This window comes from Anabaena sp. FACHB-1391, from assembly GCF_014696755.1.
Classification (GTDB): Bacteria; Cyanobacteriota; Cyanobacteriia; order Cyanobacteriales; family Nostocaceae; genus Dolichospermum; species Dolichospermum planctonicum.
In genome coordinates this window covers 1-21,002 of sequence record NZ_JACJQS010000054.1, presented here as the reverse complement: position 1 = coordinate 21,002, position 21,002 = coordinate 1, and the positions used below count along the sequence as shown (strand labels likewise).

Here is a 21,002-nt window from a genome sequence, read left to right as displayed (position 1 = left end):
GCAAATTAGCCAAATCAATTAGTGATGCTGGATGGTCAGTGGATTTTGGATTTACGATTTTGGATTTTGGATTGACTCCACCCTCAAGTGTGGAGCTTGGGGATTTTAGATTAACAATTTTGGATTAGTTCCGCCCTGAAATTGTAGGGGTCAACGGCCGTTGCCCCCTACTTGTACCGAAAATTCCCAATCTAAAATCTAAAATCTAAAATCTAAAATCTAAAATCTAAAATTTCTTGGTCATTGTTTACTCAATGGTTAGAATATTTTGGTAAAGTCTATGGTCGTGTAATTGTATCAGTTGCACCACAATATACTTCTCAAAATTGTTCTAATTGCGGAGAAATAGTTAGAAAATCCCTATCAGTTAGAAGTCATGTTTGTAAATGTGGTTGTGTTCTCGACCGTGACCACAATGCTGCAATTAACATTCTCACTAAAGCACTAAGACAAAGTGGCTATGATTTAAGTACCGTCGGCCGGACGGAAACTAATAACGCTTGTGGAGAGATGACCCTCTGCTGAGACTTGGTAACAAGTTTGAGTAAGGTTGCTCATTGAAACAAGAATCACCGTCCCTCTATAGGCCGGGGAGCGTCAAAAATTAGACAATGGCAAAAGAAATTTTTCAGTTAACCAAAGCCAAATTCCATAATCTTCAGGATCGTGCAGAATATTAGATATTATCAAGAATATATAGCGTTGGAGTTGTCAATACAAGGTGTATCTCAATGGATTTATTGGAGTATCAAGTTAAAGAATGGTTTGGTAAAATCGGGATTCCTGTCCTACCATCCCAAAGAATAGATCATCCCACAGATTTAAAACGCTTAAAAATTCCTTACCCGATTGTGCTGAAATCCCAGGTACAAGGGGGGGAAAGAGAAAAAGCTGGTGGGGTGAGAATCGTAGAAACGACCATTGATGCCATAGCTGCGGCACAAAATATATTTAATCTACCAATTTGGGGACAATTCCCAGAAGTCTTATTGGCAGAATCAAAGTATGATGCTCAAGAGGAGTTTTATCTTGCTGTAGTTTTGGATACTGCGCTGTGTCGTCCCGTTTTATTGGGTTGTACAGAAGCAAATATTGACTGGGAAACAGCAGGAGAAAAATTCCAGCACGTGGTTGTTGAACAGGAATTTTCTGCATTTTACGCTCGACGACTGGCTTTGAAAATGGGTTTGCAGGGTACTTTGATGCAGTCTGTGAGCAATATTGTTGAGAAACTCTACCAGTTATTTATCCAGAAAGATTTAGACCTAGTAGAAATTAATCCTTTGGGTGTGAACTCAATGGGTCAGGTCATGGCTTTGAATGGTAAAATCAGGGTTAATGAGCGAGCTATTAACCGTCATCCCGAAATAGCTGACATGGCCGCAAAAATGGTTGGCCGTCGTCATGGTAGTCAAAAAAAGAACGACTTTTTAGGCAGTTGGGATAGCTTAGAAATGCCCGGTAAAATTGGTATCGTAGGTAACGGGAAAGGGTCTATATTCACAACATTGGATGCGGTTGTTTATGCAGGTGGTAAACCTGGTAAATGTGTCAACTTGCGTCATTCATTTATGAGTGATACTAAATCAACGACTTTTAGCGATCGCTTGATCAGTAGTTTGAAAACTTTGGCGGCAGATCAAAGTATTCAAGTTATTTTAATCAACTTTTTAGGAACTATTCCTCAACTTGACCAATTTCCCGAAATTATCAGTAAATTTCTGCAATTAGATAGAAGTGAAATCAGATCTGAGATGTCAATTGCTAATGGTAACAGTAACAAGGGTGAAAATCAGGTAAATTTACCCCGTTTAGTTCTGCGTTTAGTTGGTTCTCAATTTAATGATGTCAGAGAATATCTAGCCACATTTAAAAATACCAATCAATCACTGGTACTTGTGGAAAATTTAGATGAAGCAGTTAAGGAAGCAGTTCGTTTAGTGAAATTACCTGAGGATAAAAAGAGGAACAGGGAAGTAAAAGTTAAAACTTAAAAGTTAAAACTTAAAAGTTAAAACTTAAAAGTTAAAAATTAAAGCAATAATTCAGGTGATGGGATCCGGGGATGAAGGATTGTCATAGCTGATTACTTACAAGCTGATTACTTACAAATTGAATTACCTACCTACTGACAACTGACCACTAACAAATTATGAACTTAACACCAGAAAGTAAAGTTTTAATCCAGGGATTTTGTGAATTTATATCAGCAAATCATATTGCTCAAATGCAAGCTTATGGTACAAATTTGGTAGCTGGTGTCAATCCTGGACATGGTGGACAGCAAATATATAATCTACCAGTATTTGATTTAGTTGAGGAGGTTATTGCCAAATTTGGACAGATTGACACAACAATTATTTGTGTTCCACCGGATCAAGTTTTGGATGCAGCTTTAGAAGCAATAGCGTCTCATATCCCCCAAATTATTATTATCACTGCTGGTGTCCCACCTCTGGATATGGTGCAATTACTTAGGAAAACAGAAGCAGGTGAAACCCTAATTATCGGTCCAAATAGTCCGGGAATTATCGTTCCTGGGAAAATTCTGCTGGGTACTCAGGAACGTGAATTTTATATCCCAGGTCCTGTGGGAATTGTCAGCCGTAGTAGTACCCTTACCTATGAAGTCGCTTGGGAGTTAACAAAGGTGGGTTTGGGACAGTCAATTAGTGTTAGTATTGGCAGTGATACTATTGTCGGTTCTTCATTTCTGCAATGGTTACAAATTCTCGATGAAGATGACACCACAGCAGCTATTGTTTTAATCGGTCAACCTGGAGGAGGAAGTGAAGAAGCAGCAGCAAAATATATTGCAGAAACAATTGATAAACCTGTAGTTGCTTATATTGCCGGTAGACACGCACCACCCACACAAAATTGGCAACAAACAGGAACTTTAGCCACTGTAATTGGACGTTCTGCTAATTTTGGCACGGTAGAAAGTAAATTGGCTGCTTTTAAGTCCCTAAAAATTCCTCTGGCCGATAGTCCGTCTCAAATTCCTGAATTACTGCAAAAGCTAATTTAACTAACATCTGCATATACTTAAAAAACTTGGGTCATAGATTTTACTTTTTCAGGACTAAGAAACTTCTGAAAAGCTTGGCGATCGCTTTTTGAGGAGAAATCACGAGATACTGAAAGAGTTGGTATTGCAATATCTATCTTCAGATAGATGACATCAGTTTTGTAAATGTTTTAGGACTTACGCACGAGTCACGGAATAGGGAATAACGAACCACAAAGGCACAGAGAACACAGAGAAATGAAAGTTTGAGGAATATTTTGCGTAAGTCCGCTATTTTTTCAATTATTTACTGTATAATTTCTATAGGTAAGTAAAGACAATAGAACCTACTTAGATCTTAATTCCCAAGCCATCAGGAATCAAGAATTTTGGCGATTTTAGAGGTATAAATCATGAAAATAGAACAGTTACAACCAGGAATCATTATTTGCGGGGATAAATTTCCTGAACCCGTAAAACTTTCATCATTTAAAATGATAGGGACTTCCAGAGTGAAAATAGAAGCTGTTGGTATTAATACTAATAAATATTATGATCCTGTTATTCCTATTCAAGAATTAATTGATCTCCAAGAACAAAAAGAAGCACAATTCCAATTTACAGGTAATTCTGAATCAGTATTTTTATATTTAGAGGGAACACGCATTCGCAATGCTTTTCAATTTGACCCCCTATATGGGATCAGTGCATCCCAAGTAGACCCATTACCCCATCAAATTGAGGCTATTTATCATTATATTCTTAAAAGTCCTAATATTCGTTTCTTATTAGCAGATGACCCCGGCGCTGGTAAAACTATTATGGGGGGATTATTGATTAAAGAATTAAAATATCGAGGTTTAGTAAATAGGGTATTAATTGTTGTTCCTGGTCACTTAAAAAATCAATGGCTACGAGAAATGAAAGATCGGTTTTCTGAAAGGTTTTCCATAGTTGACAGAGGAGTAATTAATGCTAATTGGAGTCAAAATGTTTGGACGGAATTTCCCCAAATTATTACCTCCCTTGATTTTATCAAACAAAATGATGTACAGTCAGCTTTTAACGATGCTAGATGGGACTTAGTTATCGTTGATGAAGCTCATAAAATGTCTGCTTACAAATATGGTGAGAAAATCAGTAAAACCGCACGTTATACCGTAGGAGAAACCCTATCTACTAATTCTAAATATTTAATTCTATTAACGGCTACACCCCATCGAGGAGATCCTGAAAATTTCAAATTATTTTTAGACTTACTCCAGCCTAACTTCTTTGCTAATACAGAAATGTTAGCAACTTCTATTGAGGATCAGGATAATCCTTTATTTTTACGTCGTTTAAAGGAAGATCTAAAAAACTTTGATGGTCAACCTTTATTTCTACCCCGGTTAGTGGAAACTATTAAATATTATCTGAATCAAGATGAGAAAAAACTTTATGATGCTGTCACTGATTATGTAGAAAAAAACTTTAACAAAGCTCTGCAAAAAGAAAAACGTAATGTTGCTTTTGCTTTAACTGTTCTCCAAAGACGTTTGGCTTCTAGTGTGCGAGCAGTTCTCAAATCTTTAGAACGTCGTCAACAACGCTTAGAAGATTTATATAAAAAAGGTACATTAATTCAGGATGGTCTCTATCATGAAGACTACTTAGAAGATTTAGAAGATGATAAACGTTACAATCAAGAAGAAGAATTACTAGCTAAATTAACCTCAGCAGAATCTTTAGATGAATTAAAGTTAGAAATTACTAGCTTAAAGTTTTTAGTTAAGTTAGCTAAAGCAGTAGAGAAGCAAGAAATTGAAACTAAACTCAATCGTCTCCGGGAAGTTTTAGAAGAAAGAAAAATCAGGGAAAGCGGCGAAAAATTATTAATTTTCACTGAGTCAAAAGACACCATGGAATACTTAGCTGAAAAAATGAAAAATTGGCAATACAGTGTTACTGTAATTCATGGTGGGTTAAATATGGATGCTCGGATTAAAGCTGAATATGAGTTTGAAAATAAAACTCAAATTATGGTAGCTACGGAAGCCGCAGGTGAAGGTATTAATCTACAATTTTGTTGGTTAATGGTTAATTATGATATTCCTTGGAATCCTAATCGCTTAGAACAAAGAATGGGTAGAATTCATCGCTATGGACAAAAACATCAAGTGCATATTTACAATTTAGTGGCTTTGGATACTAGGGAAGGTCAGGTTTTACAAAAGTTATTTGATAAGTTAGAAGCAATGAAAGAAGCTCTAGGAGATAGAGTTTTTGATGTTATTGGTGATGTTTTACAAGGTGCTAGTTTAAAGGATTTAATTTTAGAAGCTATTGCTAATAAAAGAACCATAGATGATATCTTAGCAGACATGGATAAAGTTCCAGATATGGAGGCAATTAATAAAGTTAAACAAGCTAGTTTAGAAGCCCTAGCTACTCGTCATATTGATTTATCTCACATTAATGAAGAACAGCGTACAGCTAAGGAAAATCGTCTTGTACCAGAATATATAGAAAGGTTCTTTTTACGAGCAACTAAACATTTAAAAATTAAGGTAGAAAAACGTCAAGATGGTTTTTGGCGCATTCCTAATGTACCCTTTGAGTTAAGAAATCAACCCCATGAATTTAAACTTAAATATGGAGAAGTGCAACGAGAATATTTAAGATTTGGTTTTGATAAAAAAACCTCTTTCCAAGCAAAAGTAGAACTTGTTACCAGTGGTCATCCTTTAATGGAAGCAATTTTAGAGTATTTATTTAAACAATATCAAAAAGAAATAGATCAAGGTGCAGTTTTTTTAGATCCTGATGGTAAATGGGATGGTTTATTGTGGTTTATGTCTGGTGAAATTAAAGATGGTAATGGAGAAATAGCCGGACGCAAATTAGTGTGTTTATATCAAGACAAGTTAGATAATTTTCAAATTGTTAATCCTGCGGTGTTATGGGATTTAAAACCCAATGATGAATCTACAGAAATTATAGACAAATTAAGAGAAGAATTAAAAGTTAGCAATCTGAAATCTAAACTGGAAGATGCTATAGCTTATATTTTAGATAACTATTTAGACCCCTATCAACAAGAATTATTACAAAAACGGTTATCAGATGCTCAAATTAAGCGAAAATACGGATTAAAATCCATTGATGCTTTAATTTTAGAGTCAGAAGCTAAATTAACTGACTATGAAATTAGAAGAATCAAAGGTCATAATATTCCTGATGTCATTATGGGCAATGAACAGCGTCACCGTGATGATTTAGAACAGAAAAAACTCAAGTTAGAAAAAGATATCAGAGTAGAAACTAATCTTTATCTTTCTGAACCTGAGATTTTAAGCGTTATTCAAGTCATACCAACAGCTACTAATTCTGAGCAACACAATAACAAAGAAATTGAATTAATTGGTATGAAAACTGCTATGGAATATGAGCAAAAAGAACAAAGAAATCCTGAAGATGTTTCTTTAAAAGATGTTGGTTATGACATTCGTTCCTGGGATAATTTAGGGAAATATCGTTATATTGAAGTTAAGGCTAGATCCTGTTCTGGGTCAATTTCTTTAACTCCCAATGAATGGGTCATGGCTAATCGTTTAGGGGATGAATATTGGCTTTATATTGTGGAAAATGCGGCAACTAATCCTAAATTACACAAAATTCAAAATCCTGCACTTTGTCTTAAACCTGATGAGGAAGTAAGTGTAATTCGTTATATTGTGAATGATTGGCGCTATCATGCTAATTGTGAACATTATCAGAGTTAGCTTCTTAAATACCCAACTTCTTAAAAAAGTCGGGTATCTGATATAATAATAGAATCATTAACCATCATTAACCAGGGAAAAAATAGTAATCATGACGGAAATTACGGCAAATTATGATGAAACATGGAAAGAAGCAATAGGAGAATATTTTGAATTATTCTTACAGTTCTTTTATCCAGAAATTCATCAACAAATTGACTGGACTAAACAACCAATATCCTTAGATAAAGAATTGGAACAAATTACAGCCTCAAGTCAGACAGAAAAACGGTATGCAGATAAATTATTTCAAGTTAGTTTATTAAATAATGAAATAATTTGGATTTTGATTCATATAGAAGTGCAAAGTCAATATGATAAACAATTTTCCCAAAGAATGTTTATCTATAATTATCGCTCTTATGATTTATTTCATAAACCAGTAATTAGTTTAGCAATATTAGGAGATGAAAACAAAAATTGGCGACCAAATAGTTATGAATACGGTTTAGGTAATAGTCGAGTCAAAATGGAATTTAGTATAGTCAAACTATTAGATTATGAATGGGAATATTTGAACACAAATGATAATCTCTTTGCTACAATAGTCATGGCACATCTGAAAACCAAAGCTACCACTAGTAATTTAACTGCAAGAGAACAATGGAAATGGAGTTTGGTTAGAGCATTATATCAAAGAGGCTTAACTAGGTTTGATATTATTAATCTAGTCAAGATCATTGATAAAATGATGACTTTACCACTACCATTACAAACAGCATTTGAAACCAAATTAGATGATTACGAACAGGAGTTAAATATGCCATTCCTCAGCACTATCGAAGAAAACGCCCAAGCCAAAGGAGCTAGAAAAACTCGTCAAGATGACATTATCAAAATCCTCTCTAACAGATTTGCTAATCTTCCAGAAAAAATAATCTATACTATCAAGCAAATTGATGATATGTCTATCCTGGAAAATTTACTTTTACCCAGTATTCAGGTTAACTCTGTAGAGGAATTTCAGCAGTTAATTGATTCTTATGTAACGCAAAATTAACCAAATTCAGATCTCCGACTTCTTTAAGAAATTGGGGATTTGAAACCTAGATGATTACGAACAGGAGTTAAATATGCCATTCCTCAGCACTATCGAAGAAAACGCCCAAGCCAAAGGTAAGGAAATTGGTAAGGAAATTGGTAAGGAAATTGGTGCTAGAAAAAATTGCCAAGAAAACATTATCAAAATCCTCTCTAGCAGATTTGCTAATCTTCCAGAAAAAATAATCTATACTATCAAGCAAATTGATGATATGTCTATCCTGGAAAATTTACTTTTACCTAGTATTCAGGTTAACTCTGTAGAGGAATTTCAGCAGTTAATTGATTCTTATGTAACGCAAAATTAACCAAATTCAGATCTCCGACTTCTTTAAGAAATTGGGGATTTGAAACCTAGATGATTACGAACAGGAGTTAAATATGCCATTCCTCAGCACTATCGAAGAAAACGCCCAAGCCAAAGGTAAGGAAATTGGTGCTAGAAAAACTCGTCAAGAAAACATTATCAAAATCCTCTCTAACAGATTTGCTAATCTTCCAGAAAAGATGATCTATACTATCAAGCAAATTGATGATATGTCTATCCTGGAAAATTTACTTTTACCTAGTATTCAGGTTAACTCTGTAGAGGAATTTCAGCAGTTAATTGATTCCTATTTACCGCAAAATTAACCAGAAATCTGAACCAGATCCCCCAATTGTGAGATAATTTGGGGATCTGAAAACCTCACAACCAACAAAATCACTACCAAAATCACTACCAAAATCACCACCAAAACCATGAACCAAGCAGCTATTGAACAATCATTCCCTATCCAAGAAGTTAGCGAATATTCCGCTAAAGAAAAAAACATTAGACATGGACATATTTCTACTTTACATATTTGGTGGTCAAGAAAACCCTTAGCTGCTTCCCGTGCTACTATTTATGCTGCTTTAGTTCCCGCTTTTACAGCATCAGAAATGAACCAGAAAAATCAATTTATTGCAGAACTTTCTAAATGGGAAAATGCTAATAATCAAGAATTATTAAATCAAGCTAGGGCAGATATTTTACAAGCTCATGGTGGTATTCCTCCCAAGGTTTTAGACCCCTTTTCTGGTGGTGGTTCTATTCCTTTAGAAGCGTTAAGATTGGGTTGTGAAACCTTCGCTAATGATTTAAACCCTGTAGCGGTTTTAATTGAAAAAGCTACTTTAGAATTTCCCCAAAAATATGGACAATTAAAAACTAGAATATTTAAGGAAACTACAGGAGGAGAAACTCCACAAACCTATAATCCTCTATTGGAAGATGTGAAAAAATGGGGTAATTGGGTATTAGAAACAGCCAAGAAAGAAATCGGTAAATTTTACCCCCATGAAACCGATGGACGCATCCCTGTAGGTTATTATTGGATGAGAACGGTTACTTGTCAAAATCCTGATTGTAGGGTAGAAATTCCCTTAACTTCTAATCTGTGGTTAGCTAAAAAAGATAACAAAAAAGTTGCTTTAAAAATTATTCCGATTATTCATGAATCAGGAAATAATCAAATTGATTTTGCCATTGTGGAAAATGATAATATTGATTTTGATCCTGCAACGGGTACGGTAGCAAGAGCTAAGGTTATTTGTCCCTGTTGTGGTAGTAGTTTAACTGACAAGGATACCAGAAAACAATTTATAGATGGTATTGCTAGTCAAAGAATGGTAGCGGTAGTTTTACACAATCCTAAATCATCTGGTAAAACCTATCGGTTAGCAACCGCTGAAGATATGGAAATATTTAATCATGCTCAATCTTATTTAGAATCTAAGCGCAATGAGTTATGGGATAAGTGGGGTATTGATCCTGTTCCTGATGAACCTTTAACCAGAGTACCAATTACTTTTGGTGTGATTAATGTTTGGGTTTATGGAATGAATACCTGGGGATCTTTATTTAATTCCCGTCAACAATTGGCTTTAATTACGTTTGCTGATGCGGTAAAACAGGCTCATCAATTAATTTTACAAGAAGGTTATGATGAAGATTATGCAAAAGCGATCGCTACTTATTTGGCTTTAGGTGTTGATAGATTAGTCGATTATAATTCAATCTTGACAAGATGGGTTTGTAATGGTGAATTTGTAGGTAATACTTTTACAAGACAAGCATTACCAATGATTTGGGATTATCTTGAATTAAATCCTGCAAGTGAAGCAACAGGAGATTTCAACTCTGCTTTAAATTGGATTAATAGAGTAATTGAAAATAATTCTATATCTTCTATTAATTTTGCTACAACAACCCAATCATCGGCTACAAATTTACCCTATCCTGATAATTATTTTGATGCAATAATTACAGATCCTCCTTATTATGATAGTATTCCCTATTCTTATTTATCAGATTTTTTCTATGTTTGGTTATCCAGAACTATCGGAGAATATTACCCCGAATTATTTGCCACTCCCTTAACTCCTAAATCTGATGAAGCAGTAGCTTATAGTCATAACGGTGGTGCAGAAGCAGGAAAACAATTTTTTGAAGAAAAAATCGGTCAAGCGTTTCAAGAAATTTCCCGCACCTTAAAACCATTAGGAATAGCTGTCATTGTTTTTGCCCATAAATCTACAGATGCTTGGGAAACTATTATTAATGCGCTTTCCAAAGCTAACTTATATCTAACAGCAAGTATTCCCATTCATAGTGAAATGCAAGCCAGAATGAGAGCAAAAGAATCAGCAGCATTAGCATCTTCAATATATATGGTATGTCGTAAACGCACCAGTGCAGAAACAGCCTATTTTGAAGAAATAGAAACCGAAATACAGGAAAAAATCCAAGAAAGATTAGAGCATTTTTGGAGTCAAGGAATCAGCGGTAGTGATTTCTTTATTTCTGCTATTGGTCCTGCATTAGAAATAGTGGGAAAATATGCGACTGTGGAAACCTACGCAGGAGAGACCATAGCAGCAGCAACTCTATTAGAATTTATCCGTAAGACTGTTAGTGAATACGCATTAACTAAAATTCTCAAAAACCCCCAAGAACTAGGAGGAATTGACCCCCAAACCCGATTTTATTTACTATGGCGCTGGACATTTGGTAATAGTAAAGTCATATTTGACGAAGGACGAAAATTAGCCTCTGCTTGTGGTATAGAAATTACCGAATATTGGAATAAGGGATTTATTAAGAAAGATAAAGAATTTATTACTGTCCTCAGTCCCAAGGACAGAGATAAAAAATTTATTGACCAAGAAAAACTAGAAAACATGATTGATATCCTGCATCAAATGTTATTATTATGGGAGAAGAATAATAGAGAGAAAATTACAGAACTTTTAACCAACACGGGACAATTAAACAATAATGCCTTTTGGCAAGTAGCACAATCTATTTCTGAAGTATTACCAGATGGTGATAAGGAGAAGCAAATGTTACAAGGTTTACTTTATGGACGGGAAAGTTATCAAAAGGGAGGAAATGAAGGTAAACAATTAGGGTTATTTTAATTAGGGTTGTTGGAAAATTATTACACCTCTTTTCTATGGGGAGAGGATCTGAAGTCCGTAGGTTGGGTAGAACGAAGTGAAACCCAACAAAAGCTAACAAATAATACAGCAGTTCCCGGTGTTATCAGGTACATATCTAGCGGGCAAGATGCCCGCACCACAAGAGTTTCATGATTCAATTTTGTACCTTATTAGCGCGGAAAACACTGTAACTTACAAATGTTGGGTTTCGTTCCTCAACCCAACCTACGGTAAATATAAGTAGGTAAATGGAAAAAAACCGACATAAGTAACGAAAAGTAAAGTTACCCAAAACCTGTTCCCTGTTCCCAGTTAAGAGTTCCCTTGTCATAACGACAATTTTTAACGCCAACCTACTTAGTCAATCAAAAATCAACAGGAGAAAAAACAATGACATTACCAGCATGGTGGAATATTGCCACCCCAACAAAAGAAATTTGTGACGGGACATTTAACGAATCATCCTTTGCTGTGGATATTGCAGAAGTGGTTAAAGGTACAGCACCCCAAGAATATTTAGACCCTCGCTTATTCTTTGCAAAAACCTATTTAACTAGCGGTTTACAAAAATTAATTTGTAACGTTTTAAGCTGCATAACTAATAGTATAGGAGATAAGGTTATTCAACTACAAACCCCCTTTGGTGGTGGTAAAACCCATTCTTTATTAGCAATTTATCATCTAGTTAAATCATTTCATGAAGTTAATCATTTACCACAAATTCAATCTTTAGCAAATAATTTATCCATTCCCCATACCAAGGTAGCGGTATTTTTAGGCACAGAAGCAGATGTGATTAATGGGAAAACTCCCTGGGGAGAAATAGCAGAACAACTGGGTTGTTATCATTTAATTAAAGACCATGACCAAAAACGTATTGCTCCCGGAAAAGAGATTTTAAGAGAAATCATCAAACAAAGTGGCTCAGTTTTGATTTTAATAGATGAATTATTAGCATATATTACCAAAGCTAATGAATTAGAAAAACAGGAAAAAATTGCCCAAGGACAAACGTTAGTATTTTTACAAGAAATTACGGAGGTCATTGCTGCTTCTAGTAATTCCGTATTAATTTTAACCTTACCAAAAAGTGATTTAGAAAAATTTGATGAGGCTGCAACTAGAGCATTATCTCAATTAGAAAAAGTATCGGGTAGAGTAGAGAGTATTTATGTACCTGTAGATGGTATAGAAATTTATGAAGTTGTCAGAAAACGGTTATTTGACAATATAGGAGATATTAACCAACATAAACAAACAGCAGAAACCTATTTTCGTCTTTATCAACAATTAGGTAATGATGTACCCTCGGAAGTTAAAGAACTTAGCTATCGGACTAAAATAGAACAAGCTTATCCATTTCATCCCGAATTGATAGATATTTTGTATGAAAGATGGGGTTCGTTTCCTAAATTTCAACGGACTAGAGGAGTATTAAGACTATTAGCAGAAGTGATTAAGGACATTTATAAAAAAGGTGCAGACCCTTTAATTCAATCATCACAAATAAATCTGGCAAATCCCATATTAAAGCGAGAACTAATTAAACATATTGGTGATCCATTTGATAGTATTATTACTTCTGATATTATGGGTAAATCTCAACAGATTGATAGAGATATGGGGAGTGAATATGAAAAATATAATATTGCGTCTAAATTAGCAACGGGAGTATTTTTCTATTCTTTTAGCGGTTCAGACAGAAGAGGAGTTAATTTATCTTGGTTGAGAATAGCCCTACTTAATGATAATATTCCTGCCATGATCATTGGAGATGCTATAGCTAAATTAGCAGATAATCTTTGGTATTTTCATGAGGAAAAACGTCTTTATAGCTTTAAAAATGAACCCAATTTAAACCGGGTTATTGTTGATAAGGAGCAGTTAATTGATGATGAACAAATTACAGATAAATTACGGGAATTAATCAAAGCACAGCCTAAGGGTAAATTTTTTGAAACTCATATTTGGAAAGAGTCTAAGGATATTCCTGATCATACTAAGTTTAAATTAGTGATTTTACATCCTAATTATAAAAAGGGAGATCAGGAAACTGAGCAATTTACCCAGGAATTATTTAGCAATACTTCTTTTCGCGTTTATAAAAATACTGTATTTTTAGTAATTGCAGATGCTAATAGTTATGTAACACTAGAAACCAGCTTAAAACGTTATCTAGCGTTAACTGCTATCACTGAAGATCAAGACCTGAAAAAGAATCTTTCCTTATCATCTAAAGCTGATTTACAAGATAAATTGACAAAAGCAGAAGAAAAGATGATAGATAATTTGAGGATCACTTATCGTCATCTAGCATGGTGTGGTCAAAATACTATAGATTATAATGATTTTAGTACAGCTACAAAAGTAGAAGGTAATTCTTGGCTAGAACGGGTAGAAAATCACCTCAAACATCAACGATCAATTAATGCTAAGATTGCAGCAAATGTACTTTTAAACAAAGGATTGAGTGTTAATGAAACTGAGAAAAGTTTACAGGATATTTATAATAACTTTCTGAGAACTCCTGGACATAAACCGTTATTAGAAAATGAATCAGTCATTTTAGAAGCAGTGAAAACAGGAGTTAAAGAGGGTAAATTGGGGATTAGATTTAATGGTCAACTTTATTATCAAGATGACGACGACAATCTGAATGAAATCACATTAGCAGCTATTGTAGTACGTCCTGAAATTGCTCAAGCGGAAAAAGCACAGTTACAAACTAAATCTGATGATCATGGAAATTCCCATAGTAGTGAAACCACAGAAAATATCAGTCAAACCTCGTCTGGTAATGCAACTAATTCAACAATCGAAAATTCTCTAGTCAATTCTGATAAAGTGCAAACTGCAACGGGAACTTATCATGTCAATTCTACCAATGAACCCAAAACTACCAAAGTTAAAAAAGTCAAATTTAAAGCAGATATACCCTGGGCTAAACTATCACATATAATCCGTGGTGTAATTACACCATTGCAAGCAGGAGAATCTAATATTAAAATCACCATTGAAATCGAAGCAGAATCAATTCAGGGTTATGACCATCATATACTAGACAATACAGTTAAAGAAACCCTAAGACAATTGGATTCAAAAATTTTGAATTGGGAAGAAGATGAAAAATAATCATCAGGAGAGAATGAGGGTGGGGTATGGAGCAAAATCCAGTCCCCTCTCCTTCACAAGGGGAGGGTTAAGGTGGGGTATAGAGCAAAATCCAGTCCCCTAGTTATTAACTAGTTATTAACTAGTCATTAACTAATTCATCTCGCCATTTTTCCCGTTTTTCTCTCTCTTCACGCACTTCTTCCTCCCTTTCCTTTTCCCTGGGTAATAGCCAAGTTTCATGGGTGAGAGGTTTCTGTCGTTCCAAATGGTTAATAAACTGGATAATTGACAAATCAGCTTTAATAGGATTTTTTAAATAAAACCGCATAGTTTGTAATATTTTATCATGATTTTTAAGTAAGCGATCGCTAATTCTTTTTCCTAGCCGTAGTATCAATTTATTAATCAACTTTCCGAACATACCTTGACGTTTTTTGCACATTAATAATGTTTGTCCTTGAGTTTTTCCTCCCGGTAAGATCCGAGTGGTAAATATTATGTGCAGATGGGTTAAATCATTACCAAAGGAAATTATACTTGTTGTACCATACCAATAACAAATACTATAACTCAGGGAACTATTAAAAAACTTACGGTAGAGTTTTAACCAAAATGACTTACTAGTAATGTTGGTAATTGTATTAAAAATAATCGCATTTTGATTGAGTTCTTGTTTCTCCAAAACCATCTTTAATGGCAATTTATAAACTATATTAATTTGTTGTGTATCAATACCCTGAAGAAGTAGTACATGAGGATGACAATTAATACTAAATTCCCCACCGAGAGCAAAATCAAATTCTTGATTTTCCCAATCTAAAATAAAAGGTAAGGGTTGTTGTGGAGTTTCCCCAGTCCATACCCAAATTATGCCATATTGTTCCGCGACTGGCCAAGTTTTAGCTTTAACAGCTATGGGTTCATCTAAATCGGGAACATCAACACAAATACCTTCTGCATCAAATTTCCACCGATGTAAAACACAGCGTAATTCATTACCTTCAATTTTACCTTGAGCTAAACTTGTACCCATGTGCGGACAGTAAGCATCTAAAATAATCGCGCGTCTGTCTTGACCTCGATATACTACCAAATCTCTCCCCAAAATTGTCACGGGTTTCACCTCACCCACAAACAAAGATTGAGAAGGTAATACCCAATACCAACCTTCAACAAAACTTGCTGATTGATTGAAAATTTTAGGTTTACGAACTGAGTTAAAATTATCTATATTTGTGTTCATGTTTAGGGTTTGACTTGCAGTGAAGCAGTTAGTCTATACCTATCATGAACAACCCTAAAAAACAGTTATCTTGAGTACCGTCAGTTGGGAGTTGACAATTAACCAGAACCTACCCAACTAACATAATATATTAATATATAATTAACATATAACCTCAAAAAGTTTCCTAACCCTGCCATAATTATCTAATCTTGCAGCTGCTAAATGTATAAATATGTTACAAGTTATTTATTCTGAGGAGTTTTTAAACCACAAAACTGGCATCTACCACCCAGAAAAACCAGCCCGGTTAACAGCTATAGTTGATGCTTTAAAAACTGCGAGTTTTGCGGAAAAGATTACCTGGAAACTACCTACACCAGTTATATCAAAACCCTCTTTAATGTCTTGGCTAGAAGGTGTTCATTCTACAACTTATATTAACAAAGTTAAAAATATCGCTGCTAATGGTGGTGGTTATTTAGACAGGGATACTCCCGTTTCTCCCCGTAGTTATGATGTCGCTTTGTTAGCGGTTAGTGCTTGGTTGGATGCAGTTGATATAGTTATTAATACAGCAGATCCGGCTTTTGTCTTAGCGCGTCCACCTGGACATCATGCGGTCAGTGATACGGGCATGGGTTTTTGTTTATTTTCCAATGCAGCGATCGCAGCCTTTTACGCTTTACAACAACCCGGAATTAAGCGCGTTGCTATCCTAGATTGGGATGTACATCACGGTAATGGTACGGAAGCAATAGTCGAAACTCACCCACAAATTGCTTATATTTCTCTTCACCAGTATCCAGCTTATCCCGGTACAGGGGATGCTTCACAACAGGGTTTACACAATAATGTGTTAAATTTACCTATTCCTCCTGGTAGTGATATTACTGTCTATCAACCCCTATGGGAAAAAGATATATTACCATTTTTAACCAATTTTTCCCCAGATTTACTAATTGTCAGCGCTGGTTATGATGCTAATACTAATGATCCTTTAGCAAGTATGAATTTACAACCAGAAGATTTTAGTTTATTTACAGAATATTGTTTGAGTATAACCAGAAAAATTATGTTTGGTTTAGAAGGAGGTTATGATTTACCAAGTCTTGCTAAATCAGTAATTGCTACTATTCAAACCTGTGTTAGTTAGTCTTTTTTAAGCATTTTTTACTAGTTCAATATTCCACTACATTTAAGACTTTATTACCTACAGAATAACGATATAAGTTCCATGGTTAGTACCAAGATAATTAAGTAAAATTTATTACCTTTACTATGTTTTGGGTAAAGGGAATTAGTTGTAATTTTTACTTTAATTTTACTGGAAATGTTTTTCTGTATTTTACCTCACTGAATATAGTGAAAATTGAACAAATTTTTGATAATAAAACTTTGTTATCATGTCATGAAAGAGCTAAAGTTTTGTTAAGATATAACTGCTGGGAATTTCCTAAATAGTACCAGTAGTTATCTAAAGTTCAGAAGGTGAACAAATGACCACCTATATTTTTTTTGATCAGGCGCTCCAAATGCTGACCACTGCTTTTTTCGCATCAGTAATTATACTAATGACATTTTCTAGTATAGGTTTAGCAGTGATTGAAACAATTGAAAAGACGCGAGACAGCTAAAAATACGCTTCAAACTAGGGACAGGGCTGAGAAAAAGTCTGATAGTATTTAGTTTCATGGACAAAATCTCATCTACAATCTGTCACCATAAACAGAATCATCTGCGTTTATCTGCGTTTAATTCTGGATTTTTGTCCCTCACTTGAATGGGAATTGCCATAAAACTAAACAGAAACTAAGCGACGCAAAGACTCAGCCCGACGTTTAGCAACGGCGTTATTAGGTGCTAATTTGAGGGTGGCTTCATACATTTCTAACGCTTGAGCATTCAATTTTTTCTTCTCATAAGCGTGTCCGAGATTATTTAGGGCTGATACATAGTCTGGGTTCAATTTGATAGCTTCTTTATACTGACGAATTGCTAAATCATATTGTTCTTGAGCAAAATAAACATATCCCAAGCCGTTGTAAATGGGAGCAATAGATTCTTCTCCCTCTTCTTCGGCTGCTTTTAGAGCTTTTTGAAATAGGACTATGGCTTGGCTAAATACTTTTTTTTCTGAATAAATACTAGCTAATTCATAGTATTCTTGAGCAGTGCCTTTTTCTTTAGTTAATTTGTTTTTTAACTTGTTGAGGGAGTTTTCAAGTTTCCGAGTTTTGAATACTTGACGAAAAACACTTACACCAGCAAATGCCAGTAAACCAACAAAAGTTGAGAGATAAATGATGACTAAATTGTTATCCATTGTCTACAAATACTGATTAAATTAAAGTCTGTTAGGTCATAGATATCTGACTTCTTGAAGCAGTTAGGGATCTTCATTGATTAATTACTACAATCCCCAATATTCTATCCTTTCTTTTAGCCAACCTGTAACTGTATAACGGGCAATGGCTTCATTTACTTTACGTCTTAATTCATCATATTGCAATCCTTTGGGCATAACTACAGATAATGGTTCTGCTGATAATTTAGTTACTAGTATATGATACTGAGGATATGCTTGCACCCAACCACTAAGAACGCTAAAATCCGCAGCAAAACCATCTACTTGATTATTTTCTATTTTTTCCCACCCTTGCCGGTAGGAATTGACGGCGATTAATTGAGCAGATGGTGTAAAATATTTTAAGTAGGAAATAGTGCTAGAGTGGTTGAGAACCGCTATTTTCCGGTTTCCTACATCTTTTAATTCTTGAATAGATGTATTTTTTGTAACTATTGCCGCACCATCATAATAGTAGGGAACACTGAAGCTAATCATGCGAGAACGTGATGCTGTTGCTGTCACCCCAGCGATAGCTAAATCAACTTGCTGATTAAATACTACAGGTAAGCGATCGCTATTAGCTACTGGTTGCAATTTTACAGCATCAGCTTTTCCTAATAAATCACTGGCTAAACGCTGGGCTAAATCAATTTCTAACCCCTGTAAATTGCCTTGATCATCCCTAAAACCTAGAGGACGGAGGTTATCTTTAACTGCTAGATTTAGATAGCCTCGCTGCTGAATTTCCGCCATTGTTCCCGCCGATACAGTCAAGTTGCCACCTAAAAAAAATAGGCAAACCATCAATAACAAGGTAGCGGATAATACCAGATGTAACTTCTTCATCATTGCCCAGGGTTTTACTCCAATTAAAAACTGCAAAAAACTTCTTGATTTTTAATTTTCAATTTTCCGAAGTGGCCATTTGTTACATCCGTTATTCATCCGTTGCCACCTTTATCTGTTAACTGATTGTGCCAACTCTGCAATTTTAGCAAAACTTGCCGGATCAAGAATTGCCAATTGTGCCAACATTTTGCGATTTAGTTCCACATTGGCCTTTTTCAAATTGCCAATTAAACGGCTGTAGCTTAAACCGTGTTGTCTGGAAGCTGCATTAATACGTGCTATCCACAGACGACGAAAATCACGCTTTTTCTTTTTGCGATCGCGGTAAGCGCTTCTTAGCGCCTTCATTACCTGTTGATTAGCAGTTCTAAACAAAGTGGAATGAGAACCACGAAAACCTTTAGCTAATTTGAGAATTTTATTGCGGCGTTTACGAGCTACATTACCGCGTTTTACCCGAGTCATATCTTAGTACCTGTGTCTTTTACAAATATGGAAGCATTAAGCGCACGTTCTCTTCGTCCCGTTCATGAACAACTGCCATTTTTGACATATTGCTCTTTTTGCTAGAAGATTTATGCTCTAATAAGTGATTTTTGAAAGGTTTACGGCGGACAATTTTACCGCTACCGGTGGCGCGGAATCTCTTGGCCGCAGCCTTGCGAGTCTTTAGTTTAGGCATGGGATGGCTTTAATTCAACACAATCTACTATTATATACGAGAAAAGGCAAATTGTATGCCCCATTGGCAATATCGGCAAGGATTCCCAAAATATTTTACTTGAGGACTTGACAAGGCGAAAATTTTCGTTTACACTAATGTTAAGAGTAGAAATCTGTCCGCGCATATATATTAAACTTTTCAACTATTAACATCATTATTTTCATTCATCTGCCAAAAATCCTCAGCGCCAGTTTATAAACTGCATCCTGTAAATTCTTAAATCCTGAACATCCTGATATGGCTAACGCCACGCTTCGCTATCAGACAAAATATTTTACTTGAGGACTTGACAAGGCGAAAATTTTCGTTTACACTAATGTTAAGAGTAGAAATATGTCCGCGCATATATATTAAACTTTTCAACTATTAACATCATTATTTTCATTCATCTGCCAAAAATCCACCAAAATCCAGTACATTATTATCATCCTGAACATCTTTAAATTCTGAACATCCTGATTCTGATAATTAAACGCAGATGAACGCGAATGAACGCGGATGTTATACTAGTTTTTAATTCCTCTCCCAATCCTGTAAATCCTGATTCAGAGAATATGCAAGCCTGGACACCTAACACCCCACTACAGAACGGACAGTATACCATTAGGTTATGCACCCATAAGTAGATGAACGGAAAAAACCGACATAAGTAACGAACAGTAAAGTTGCCCAAAACCTCTTCCTAGTTAAGAGTTAAGAGTTAAGAGTTTCCTTGTCATAACGACAATTTTTAACGCCAACCTACTTAATGTGATAAATGAGAAGATTATTAAAAGTTGTTGGGTATCTGAAATTCTCAATTGTCAGAATCAGGATGTCCAGGATTAAAGGATGTACAGGATTGTGATATTATCATTACCTAAACTATCCTGAAAACCAACATAAATCATGTCATGTTCGATGAAATATTACAAAGAATAAGAGAAAAAATTACATCACTTCAATATGTAATGACACTTCATGTAGAAGAAATGAACGATTAAAAATCACCAACTCCCCACCAAAAATCATTCAATAACATCCTGTAAATCCTAAAATCCTGGATATCCTGATTCTGACAATTAAATAAGCTTATTTATCTGGTGATTTTAACCATGTTTCTAAATCATTAATATCTGTAAAATCTAATAATGCTTCTCCTAGCTTTTCCAGTTGTTCTATATTCAAACTGTTAATATTTTGAATATAACTATCTCCTAACTTTCCAAACCGTTTAGATAATATCCTTAGCAGTAAGTTTGTTGCTTCATCTTTTTTACCTTCCTGTCTCCCCTCCTGTCTCCCCTCCTGTCTCCCCTCCTGTCTCCCCTCCTGTCTCCCCTCCTGCTTTGCTTCTTGATAGACCCTTGTTTGCTTAATATCACTCACTAAAAACATTGCTTCTATCTCCTGACGGCTTAATTGTGAAAACTTGGACAATAAAA

At 35.1% G+C, this 21,002-nt stretch carries 15 protein-coding genes and 1 pseudogene; 10 read left to right on the top strand and 6 right to left on the bottom strand.

All coding sequences use genetic code 11. The features are described 5' to 3' along the window. Positions 1-234 precede the first annotated feature (234 nt). The 9 genes and pseudogenes from H6F62_RS19040 to H6F62_RS19000 all read left to right on the top strand — a co-directional run. Positions 235-525, top strand: a pseudogene (locus H6F62_RS19040) (transposase); the annotation flags it as partial. 206 nt (positions 526-731) lie between these two features. Next, positions 732-1,994 carry an ATP-grasp domain-containing protein gene (locus tag H6F62_RS19035; RefSeq protein WP_190372725.1) on the top strand — a complete coding sequence of 421 codons (1,263 nt, stop codon included), beginning with the start codon at positions 732-734 and terminating at the stop codon, positions 1,992-1,994. 158 nt (positions 1,995-2,152) lie between these two features. Then, on the top strand, positions 2,153-3,031 hold the full coding sequence (locus H6F62_RS19030) for a CoA-binding protein (protein WP_190372724.1): 879 nt from the start codon (positions 2,153-2,155) through the stop codon (positions 3,029-3,031). Between the two features lie 392 nt (positions 3,032-3,423). Then, positions 3,424-6,774, top strand: coding sequence for a helicase-related protein (locus H6F62_RS19025; protein ID WP_190372723.1), 3,351 nt, complete (start codon positions 3,424-3,426; stop codon positions 6,772-6,774). Positions 6,775-6,865: 91 nt separating this feature from the next. After that, positions 6,866-7,813, top strand: a complete 948-nt coding sequence (locus H6F62_RS19020) for a hypothetical protein (RefSeq protein ID WP_190372722.1) — start codon at positions 6,866-6,868, stop codon at positions 7,811-7,813. Positions 7,814-7,886: 73 nt separating this feature from the next. Then, positions 7,887-8,162, top strand: coding sequence for a hypothetical protein (locus H6F62_RS19015; protein ID WP_190372721.1), 276 nt, complete (start codon positions 7,887-7,889; stop codon positions 8,160-8,162). A gap of 73 nt (positions 8,163-8,235) precedes the next feature. After that, entirely contained in the window at positions 8,236-8,487 is a 252-nt protein-coding gene (locus tag H6F62_RS19010; protein ID WP_190372720.1) for a hypothetical protein, read from the top strand. A 108-nt stretch (positions 8,488-8,595) separates the two neighbouring features. After that, positions 8,596-11,298 carry a DUF1156 domain-containing protein gene (locus H6F62_RS19005; RefSeq protein ID WP_190372719.1) on the top strand — a complete coding sequence of 901 codons (2,703 nt, stop codon included), beginning with the start codon at positions 8,596-8,598 and terminating at the stop codon, positions 11,296-11,298. A gap of 411 nt (positions 11,299-11,709) precedes the next feature. Next, positions 11,710-14,451 carry a DUF499 domain-containing protein gene (locus H6F62_RS19000; protein ID WP_190372718.1) on the top strand — a complete coding sequence of 914 codons (2,742 nt, stop codon included), beginning with the start codon at positions 11,710-11,712 and terminating at the stop codon, positions 14,449-14,451. Between the two features lie 121 nt (positions 14,452-14,572). Here H6F62_RS19000 and H6F62_RS18995 read toward each other — a convergent pair whose 3' ends face one another. Next, positions 14,573-15,676, bottom strand: a complete 1,104-nt coding sequence (locus tag H6F62_RS18995; protein ID WP_190372717.1) for an aromatic ring-hydroxylating dioxygenase subunit alpha — start codon at positions 15,674-15,676, stop codon at positions 14,573-14,575. Positions 15,677-15,890: 214 nt separating this feature from the next. Here H6F62_RS18995 and H6F62_RS18990 point away from each other — a divergent pair, with 214 nt between their 5' ends. Next, entirely contained in the window at positions 15,891-16,811 is a 921-nt protein-coding gene (locus tag H6F62_RS18990; RefSeq protein WP_137909446.1) for a histone deacetylase, read from the top strand. 645 nt (positions 16,812-17,456) lie between these two features. Here H6F62_RS18990 and H6F62_RS18985 read toward each other — a convergent pair. From H6F62_RS18985 to H6F62_RS18965, 5 genes are all read right to left on the bottom strand, one after another. Continuing rightward, positions 17,457-17,981 carry a tetratricopeptide repeat protein gene (locus tag H6F62_RS18985; RefSeq protein WP_137909447.1) on the bottom strand — a complete coding sequence of 175 codons (525 nt, stop codon included), beginning with the start codon at positions 17,979-17,981 and terminating at the stop codon, positions 17,457-17,459. An 87-nt stretch (positions 17,982-18,068) separates the two neighbouring features. Next, positions 18,069-18,854 carry a transporter substrate-binding domain-containing protein gene (locus H6F62_RS18980; protein ID WP_190372726.1) on the bottom strand — a complete coding sequence of 262 codons (786 nt, stop codon included), beginning with the start codon at positions 18,852-18,854 and terminating at the stop codon, positions 18,069-18,071. Between the two features lie 108 nt (positions 18,855-18,962). Next, positions 18,963-19,319, bottom strand: a complete 357-nt coding sequence (gene rplT / locus H6F62_RS18975) for a 50S ribosomal protein L20 (protein WP_028085520.1) — start codon at positions 19,317-19,319, stop codon at positions 18,963-18,965. A 19-nt stretch (positions 19,320-19,338) separates the two neighbouring features. After that, positions 19,339-19,536, bottom strand: coding sequence for a 50S ribosomal protein L35 (gene rpmI, locus H6F62_RS18970; protein ID WP_028090710.1), 198 nt, complete (start codon positions 19,534-19,536; stop codon positions 19,339-19,341). Positions 19,537-20,649: 1,113 nt separating this feature from the next. Continuing rightward, a partial coding sequence (locus tag H6F62_RS18965) for a DUF4351 domain-containing protein (protein WP_190372716.1) occupies positions 20,650-21,002 on the bottom strand: 353 nt, incomplete at its 5' end.